Origin of the sequence: Candidatus Binatus sp. (genome assembly GCF_030646925.1) — a bacterium.
Classification (GTDB): Bacteria; Desulfobacterota; Binatia; order Binatales; family Binataceae; genus Binatus.
Genome location: NZ_JAUSKL010000004.1, coordinates 73,286 through 81,581 on the forward strand (window position 1 = coordinate 73,286; position 8,296 = coordinate 81,581).

At 61.7% G+C, this 8,296-nt stretch carries 6 protein-coding genes; 5 read left to right on the top strand and 1 reads right to left on the bottom strand.

Annotated elements, in window-relative coordinates; all coding sequences use genetic code 11:
• Positions 1-104: 104 nt before the first annotated feature.
• From hpnK to Q7S58_RS00410, 3 genes are all read left to right on the top strand, one after another.
• Positions 105-965, top strand: a complete 861-nt coding sequence (gene hpnK / locus Q7S58_RS00400; protein WP_304819643.1) for a hopanoid biosynthesis-associated protein HpnK — start codon at positions 105-107, stop codon at positions 963-965.
• Positions 966-1,372: 407 nt separating this feature from the next.
• Complete coding sequence (locus Q7S58_RS00405) at positions 1,373-1,879, top strand: GNAT family N-acetyltransferase (protein ID WP_304819645.1); 507 nt, start codon at positions 1,373-1,375, stop codon at positions 1,877-1,879.
• Positions 1,880-1,979: 100 nt separating this feature from the next.
• A complete protein-coding gene (locus Q7S58_RS00410; RefSeq protein WP_304819647.1) occupies positions 1,980-4,547 on the top strand; it encodes a M1 family metallopeptidase in 2,568 nt (855 codons plus the stop codon).
• Positions 4,548-4,721: 174 nt separating this feature from the next.
• On the opposite strand, the gene Q7S58_RS00415 is transcribed toward Q7S58_RS00410, so the two are convergent.
• Positions 4,722-5,210 carry a universal stress protein gene (locus Q7S58_RS00415; RefSeq protein ID WP_304819649.1) on the bottom strand — a complete coding sequence of 163 codons (489 nt, stop codon included), beginning with the start codon at positions 5,208-5,210 and terminating at the stop codon, positions 4,722-4,724.
• Between the two features lie 130 nt (positions 5,211-5,340).
• On the opposite strand from Q7S58_RS00415, the gene Q7S58_RS00420 reads away from it, so the two are divergent.
• Complete coding sequence (locus Q7S58_RS00420) at positions 5,341-5,718, top strand: Hsp20/alpha crystallin family protein (protein ID WP_304819651.1); 378 nt, start codon at positions 5,341-5,343, stop codon at positions 5,716-5,718.
• Complete coding sequence (locus Q7S58_RS00425; protein WP_304819653.1) at positions 5,715-8,261, top strand: Lon protease family protein; 2,547 nt, start codon at positions 5,715-5,717, stop codon at positions 8,259-8,261. The genes Q7S58_RS00420 and Q7S58_RS00425 overlap by 4 nt, the downstream gene beginning before the upstream one ends.
• Positions 8,262-8,296: the final 35 nt, after the last annotated feature.

The following is an 8,296-nucleotide window of genomic DNA, read 5'->3' on the forward strand; positions in this document are numbered from 1 at the left end:
GTTAGCAGAATTGCTGCGGTGCGCTTCATCCACGAGATTTATTTCACCGCTTCATCCAGTTTGCACGATGCTGGCGCAAACCAGCGCGAGCGCGGGAACTACGATTGAAGCGGCTGATCGTCAATGGTGACGACTTCGGCCGGTCGCCGGAGATCAACGCCGGCATCGTGAGAGCGCATCGCGAGGGAATCCTGGGCAGCGCGAGCCTGATGGTCGCAGAGCCGGCGGCGCGCGAGGCAGCCGAGTTGGCGAAGAGCAATCCTGCGCTCGACGTCGGGCTGCATGCGGTGGTGTGCCGGGGGCGGAGCGTGCTGAATTCGTCGCGGCTCGCGGGCGCTGTCGGCGACTCGGGCGAGTTTATCGAGAGTCCGGTTACGGCGGGGATGCGATATTTTTTCGACCGCTTGCTGCGGGCGAAGATGCGCGATGAATTGCGGGCGCAAGTCGAGCGGCATCTTGAGTTGATTGGATACTTGAATCACATCGATGGCCATCTGAACTTTCATGTGCATCCGTTGGTCGCCGACATCCTCGTGGAGCTTGCAGTCGAGTACAAAGTGCCGTGTATCCGGTTGCCGCGGGAGCGCGTGATGACGACGCTTAGGTTGCGGCGCGATCATGCGGCGCGAAAATTGATCGAGTCGGTAATTTTTCGGACGCTCTCGAGGCGCACGCGCCGATTGATGGCCGAGCGAGGACTCAAATCGACGGATGCGCTCTTCGGACTGCATCAGAGCGGGCATCTGAGCGAGGACTACGTCGTGGGCGTGATCGAAAAATTGCGCGACGGCGCGACCGAACTCTATTTTCATCCGGCGGCCGATGTAGGCGGCGTTCCTCCGCCGGCCGAGGCGCAGCTTGAGGTCGAAATTCTCACCAGCGCGCGCGTTCGCGAGTCGATCGATCGGCGCGCAATCAAGTTGATCACGTTCGCGGAGTTGGGAAGAGGGGAAGGAGAGGAGTAAAGAAACCGAAACCCCTTACGGGTTTCGGGCTTCCCGTCCGGAAGATGCGCGCTACGCGCTGTTAGTATGAGGAAAAGGAGTTCAGTGAGGCACTGTTCGCGCTTGGGAGGTATCGCGATCGGGGCGCGGGACCAGGCTGATCACGTTTGCGGACCTGGCGCGCGACGCTGGCGACGAGAGAAAAGAAAAGATCCGGGATTCTTCGGCGTCGCAGCCTTAGCCTCAGAATGACAAATTTGGTGAAATTTGGTTCCTGGAGCAAGTTCACAAACTCTCAGAAATAACAAGATTGTGAAATTCGCTTAATGCTGCGTCTCTGCGAGAGTTGTGAAATTTTCAAAGTTGGAGCGGTTCGTCCGTTGCTGAAAAATTCAAACACTGTCAGCAGAGGATCGTCATGGGGGGACGTGAGCATCAGGCTGGCGGTGCGCAGCGATCTCGCGCGCATCGTGGAGATTTACAACTACTACGTCATCAACACGCCGATCACATTCGACCTGCATCCGTTTACGCCTGAACAGCGCGTGAAATGGTTCGAGGAGCACGCCGGTACCGCGCGGCATCGGCTGTTCGTCGCGGAAGATGGGTGCAGGGTCGTGGGATATGCCGGCAGCGGGCAATTTCGCGACAAGGCGGCGTATGACACCAGCGTCGAGACGACAATCTACTGCGCGCACGATGCGCTAGGGCGCGGGATTGGATCGATGTTGTATCGGACGCTGTTCGCGGCGCTGAAGAATGAGGACATCCACCGGATCCTCGCGGGAATAACGATTCCGAACGAGGCGTCGGTGAGGATGCATCGACGATTTGGCTTTACTGATGTGGGTGTGTTCAGCGAGAACGGACGCAAGCTGAACCGCTACTGGGACGTGCTGTGGATGCAGCGGCCGCTCGCGATTCCCGGCGAGTGAAAAGGTTGCTCGCAAGAAACTGCGGTTTGCAATATCTTAGCGATCGGCGGGCGTCGTCCCGCTGAGACTCAAGCTGGACCACATACAAGGAAGGAAAACGATGCGCGATCAGCAAGGAGCGCCGCTCGCAGAATCATCGCAGGACTACCGGCTGCCGAAAAACGTGACGCCGCATCGCTACGAGATCCGTCTGAGGCCGGACCTTAAGGCGTTTACGTTTCAAGGCGAGGTGGCGGTCGCGATCACCGTCAATCAGGCGACGGATGAAATCGTGCTGAACGCGCTGGAACTGGAAATCGACAAGACAACGGTTGACCGCGCGGGCAAATCGATCGCGGGGATCGCGACGCTCGAAGCGGTGAAGGAGCGGGCGCATCTGAAGTTCGCGGAAACGCTTCAGCCGGGCGAGTGGACGCTCACGATCGCGTTTCGCGGAATTCTCAACGACAAACTGCACGGCTTTTACCGGAGCCAGTACCAGGACGCGTCGGGCAAGACGCACGTCGTCGCAACGACGCAATTCGAATCGACGGATGCGCGCCGCGCGTTTCCGTGCTGGGACGAGCCGGAGATCAAGGCGAGCTACAAGGGAATCCTGGTCGTCGATAAAAATCTCGCGGTGATTTCCAACGGCGGACAGGAGAGCGAGCGCGATCTCGGCAACGGCAAGAAGGAGGTCGTCTTCAAGGAGACGATCAAGATGTCCACCTACCTGGTCGCGTTTATCGTGGGCGAGTTCGTCGCGACTGCGCCGGTCGATGCTGGTACGCCGCTTCGAATCGTGCACGTGCCGGGCAAAGAATCGTTGACCGAGTGGGCTAAGCAGATCGGCGCGTTCTCGCTGAAGTACTTTGCCGATTACTACGGGCTCAAGTACCCCGGCGACAAGCTCGATCTGATCGCGATTCCGGATTTTGCGTCGGGCGCGATGGAAAACCTGGGTGCGATCACGTTTCGCGAGACCGCGCTGCTCGCCGACGACAAGACCGCGTCGCGCGCCGAACTCGAGCGCGTGGCGGACGTCGTCTCGCACGAGAACGCGCACATGTGGTTCGGCGATCTGGTCACGATGCGCTGGTGGAATGGCATCTGGCTGAACGAGGCGTTCGCGACGTTCATGGAGATGCTGGCGGTCGATGCGTGGAAGCCGCAGTGGAAGCGGTGGGAGAGTTTCAGCGTATCGCGCGCCGCGGCGATGGCGATCGATGGACTGCGCAGCACGCGGCCGATCGAGTATCCCGTGCTGAGCCCGGAGGATTGCCGCGCGATGTTCGACATCCTCACGTACGAGAAGGGCGCCGCGGTGCTCAGGATGCTCGAGCAATATCTTCGGCCCGAGGTATTTCGCGACGGCATCCGCCTCTATTTGAAGAAGCATCAGTATGACAACACGGAAACCGGCGACCTGTGGGACGCGCTCGAGGAGGCGTCGCGCGAGCCGGTCCGCAAGATGATGGACTCGTGGATTTTCCAGCCGGGCTTTCCGATCATCGATTTGACGCCGACCGCCGACGGCCGCGGGCTCAAGCTTTCGCAGCGGCGCTTCTTTTATCTGCCCGAAGACAACGCGCAGCTTTGGCAGGTGCCGATTCTGGTGCGCGTGAAGACTGAGCAGGGCGTATCGACGCATCGCGTGTTGCTCGACGCGCGCGAATCGACGCTGCCGCTCCCGGGCAAGCTTGAATGGGCGCTCGCGAACGAGGGAGGCCACGGTTTCTATCGCGTTCATTATGCGCCGGAGCTGCTCGCGTCATTGACGAAGAATCTGAACTCGCTCGAACCAATCGAACGCTTTGGCTTGGTGAGCGATACGTGGGCGGCGACCGTCGCGGGAATGGGACCGCTCAGCGAATTTCTGAAGATGACGCGGTTGTTCGGCGGCGAGACTGACATCAATGTGTGGCGCGCGATGATCGGCGCGTTCAGCTATCTCGACATGATCGCGGCGGAAGCGGATCGTCCGGTGCTGGCGGCGGCGGTGCGCGAGACGGTCGGTCCGGCGGCGACACGGCTCGGATGGGAGTCGCGGTCCGGCGAGAGCGACCTGCAGCGGCAACTCAGAGGCACGCTGATCGGCGCGCTCGGCACGCTCGGCGACGACAAGGACGTGCAGCGGCGCGCGCGCGAACTCTACGCGCGATTCGAGGACAATCCCGCATCGGCGGATCGCGATCTGGCGGCGCCGCTGGTCGGAATCCTCGCGCATTGCGGCGATGCCGCGCGCTACGCGGAGTTCAAGGCGAAGTTCAAATCGCCGCGCACCCCGCAGGAGGAACAGCGCTTCCTGTTCTCGCTGGCGGGCTTCCGCGATCGCGATCTGCTGCGGCAAACGATGGCGATGACGCTCGACGGACAGGTGCGCACGCAAAATTCGCCGTACCTGATGCATTCGCTGCTGCTCAATACGGAATGCCGCTACGAGGCGTGGGACTACTTGAAGGATCATTGGGACGAGATGATCGCGAAGTATCCCGACAGCGCGCTGCCGCGGATGTGCGAGGCGATCGTCCGCCTACTCGATCGCGAGACTGAGGTGAAGGATTTCTTCGCGAAGCATCGCGTGCGCCTCGGCGGCAAGATCATCGATCAGCATCTAGAGCGCCTCAGCGTGGCATCAGGATTCAGGCGTCGCGAGGGCGCGAACTTGCAGCAGACGCTGAAGGGTTGAGCTACACCAGGAATCATAGCGGCGGGCGAGGTCTTGCGCGCGGGTCACGCCGGTGAACTATCGGAGGAGGATCCGGGATTTCTCACTGCGTTCGAAATGACCGAGATCTGCTGCCGAAAAAGCGAGAAAAGGCCGAGGCTCTCGCGAAACGATTCGAGTGCGCGGGCGAGCGGGTTACTTGTCGAGCGGATGCTTGAACTTGCGATCGGGGTGCCGAATCGTCAACACCGGGCATGCCGCCTTTTGTACGACGCGCTCGGCGACACTGCCCATCAGCACGTGCGCCAATCCGGTGCGGCCATGCGTGCCGAGCACGATCAGGTCGGCGTTCTCGCTCTGCGAGGTATGCAGGATTTCCAGGAACGGCGAGCCGACCTTCAGCAGGCTGCGCGCCTTCAGACCGGCGTCGCGAAACTTGCCGACGATTTTGTCGAGCTCGCGCTGAGCGAGCAGACGCTGCTCTTCGCCGATGCGGCTCATCGCACCGACGTCCATCGCGGGACCGAGTTCCGGCGTCATCATGACCGGCGCGAGCGGCTGATCGACGTGCAGCACGATGATTTCGGCGCCGAATTTCTTCGCGAACTCCTCGGCGTAGCCGAGCGCGAGTTCCGAGTCTTCCGAAAAGTCCGTGGCGGCAAGGATTTTTGCTAAGTTTGGCACAATCGGAAACATACGCCGCCAGTGGATTGGTGGCAAGCTCAAGGTTCGGCCTGCGCGCGCGGGTGAGAGGCTCGACCGGGGTACCGTCTGCGCATTACAATTGCGGGAAAATCGTGGGAAACTCAGACCTATGACGATCCGCCGCGGATTTGGAATCGAAGACTTCGACAAGGCGTTCGACGAATTTTTCGACGAGCTGCTGATCGATCGCTGGAAGTGCGGCACTCGCCCCAACGAGTTCGAGCATGCCGACGTGTTCGACCACGAGGACAGCTACCAGGTGCGCCTCGCGGCGGCCGGAATCGATCCGGCGCAGCTTCAGGTCGAGGTGCTGGGACAGCGGCTCGCGGTGCGAGTGCCGGTCAAGCTCGGCGGAATGCTGGAAAGCAGTTTTTCGTTTACCGAATCGATCGACGGTGAAGCCTCGACCGCGAAATATTCGGAAGGGACGCTCACAATCATCCTGCCAAAAAAGAAAGGCCGGCGTATCTCGCTGAAAAAATCGTGATCGCGCCGGATGCGGCTACCTCGATGACCGACAATACCGACCGCATCGAAAAACCGGGCGAAAACGATCGAGTGCGCGCCCCGGTTCATCCGGAGTTGAGCGCCGAGGAGTTGCGAATCGCGCTGCCGATCGATGCCGACGCGCTGGAGCGCGCGGCGAACAGCGACGGGGCGGTGGGATTGTTCGGACAGGGCCGCGCGCTCGACGCGATTCGCCTGGCAATCGGCATCGACGCGCCCGGCTACAACGTGTTCGTAAGCGGGCTTCGCACCCGCCACGAGCGCGAATCGGTGCTGCGGTTACTGGGCGAGAAAGCGGCGACGATGCCGACGCCAGGCGACTGGGTGTACGTCAATAATTTCAGGAATCCCGAGTCGCCGACCGCGATTTATCTCGAGCCCGGCAAGGGCATCGAACTGCGCGAGCGGATGACGGAGCTGGTGAGCTTCGTGCTCGAGCAATTGCCAAAGGCGTTCCGGCGCGAGGATTTCGATCAGGAACGGACCGCGCTGCGCGACAAATACAACAAGCGCGCGCAGGAATTGTTCGGCCAGCTCGAGAATCGAGCGCGCGAACGCGGCTTTGGAATTCAGACCGCGCCGACCGGCCAGATCATTTTCATCCCGCTGGTCGAGGGCAAGATGCCCGAGTCGCCGGAGGTTCTGAATCGCGCGATGGCGGAAAAATCCGAAGCCGAACGCGAGCGCCTCGCGCAGGTGCAGGGCGAAGTGCAGGACGAGCTAGCGGCTTTGATTCTCAAGCAGCAGGAAATGATGCGCGAGCTGATCGACGACATCCGCGCGATCGAGCGGTCGTTCGCATCGCGGCTGATCACGCCGTCGGTCGATGAAGTGAAGCAGCATTTCAACAATGCGGACGTAGACAAGTACCTCGATCACGTGGCCGAGCACATGCTGGACAACCTGGATCGCTTCCGCGAGCTGAGTCCCGCGGAGCAGGCGCAGCGTCCGCCGATGCCGGACCTTGCGACGCGGATGCTAGAGTACCAGGTCAACGTGATGGTCGATAATTCGGGCACGCGCGGCGCGCCGGTGGTGCTCGAGGATGCGCCGACGTATCACAACCTGTTCGGCACGATCGAGCGCTGGGTCGATCCGATGGGTCGGGCCGGAACCAACTTCACGCGAATAATCAGCGGTTCGTTTCTGAAATCGCACGGCGGCTTCCTGGTGCTCGATCTGGAAGACGCGGCGGTCGAGCCGGGCGTATGGAAGACGCTCAAGCGGAGCCTCAAGTCGGGGCGCATGACGCTCGAGACGTTCGAGCCGTTTCCGTTTTTTTCGATGAGCGGGCTCAAGCCGGAACCGATCAAAATCAGCAACAAGCTGGTGGTGCTCGGCGGCGCGCAACTTTACAACCTGTTCTACTTTTACGACCCCGACTTTGCCGAGCTGTTCAAGGTCAAGGCGGAGATGCGGCCGGCGGTGAGCGCCGACGCGGGCGCGGCGGCGCATTATGCAACGCGTGTGGGGTCGCTCGCGCGCAAGGAGAATCTGCCGCCGTTCGACGCGGGCGCGCTCGCGCGGATCGTCGAATACGGAATGCGGATGGCCGGCGATCGCACGCGGGTGCTGGCGATGCTCGAGCCGATTGACGATCTCGCGCGCGAGGCGGCCTACTTTGCGCGCGCTGAAAATGCCGCCCGCGTCGCTGCGGCGCACGTCGAGCGGGCGCTCGGCGAACGGATGCTGCGGCTGAACTTTATCGAGGAAGAAATACGCCGGCTGATCGCGAGCGGCACGCTGGTGGTGCATATCAGCGGATCGAGCGTCGGACAGATCAACGGCCTGGCGGTGCTCGACGTCGGCGGCTACGCCTTCGGGCGTCCGTCGCGAGTGACGGCGACCGTCGCGCTGGGACAGGCGGGACTGATCAATATCGAGCGCGAGGCGCGGCTTTCGGGATCGACCCACGACAAGGGCATCATGATTCTCGGCGGCTTTTTGCGCTCGCGCTTCGCGCAGACGCATCCGATCGCGATGAGCGCGAGCATCTGCTTCGAGCAATCCTACTCGGGAATCGACGGCGACAGCGCGAGTTCGACCGAACTGTACGCGCTGCTCTCTGCGCTCGCGGGTATCCCGCTGCGGCAGGAACTGGCGGTGACCGGATCGGTCGATCAATATGGCAACGTGCAGGCGATCGGCGGAGTCAATGAAAAAATCGAGGGCTTCTACCGCGTGTGCAAGGCGATCGGGCTGACGGGGACGCAGGGCGTGCTGGTGCCGCGCACCAACGTGTCGAACCTGATGCTTGATCCGGAAACGACCGGTGCGATCGAACGCGGACAGTTCCACATTTATCCCGTGGATACGATCGATACTGGAATCGAAATTCTGACGGGCGTGCGCGCGGGCAAGATCGGTGAACCTGGTACGGTCAACCAGATCGTCGACGAGCGGTTGAAGGCGATGGCGAATATCCAGCACGATCGCGGTGTCGCGGAAACGCGCGTCGTCCAGGAAGCGGGTCAATCGCTGCCACCGCATCCGCCGCCTGCGCCGCCCGAGCCGCCGCGTTGAGGACCGCACTGCTGCCGCGCGAATCAAGGACGCCC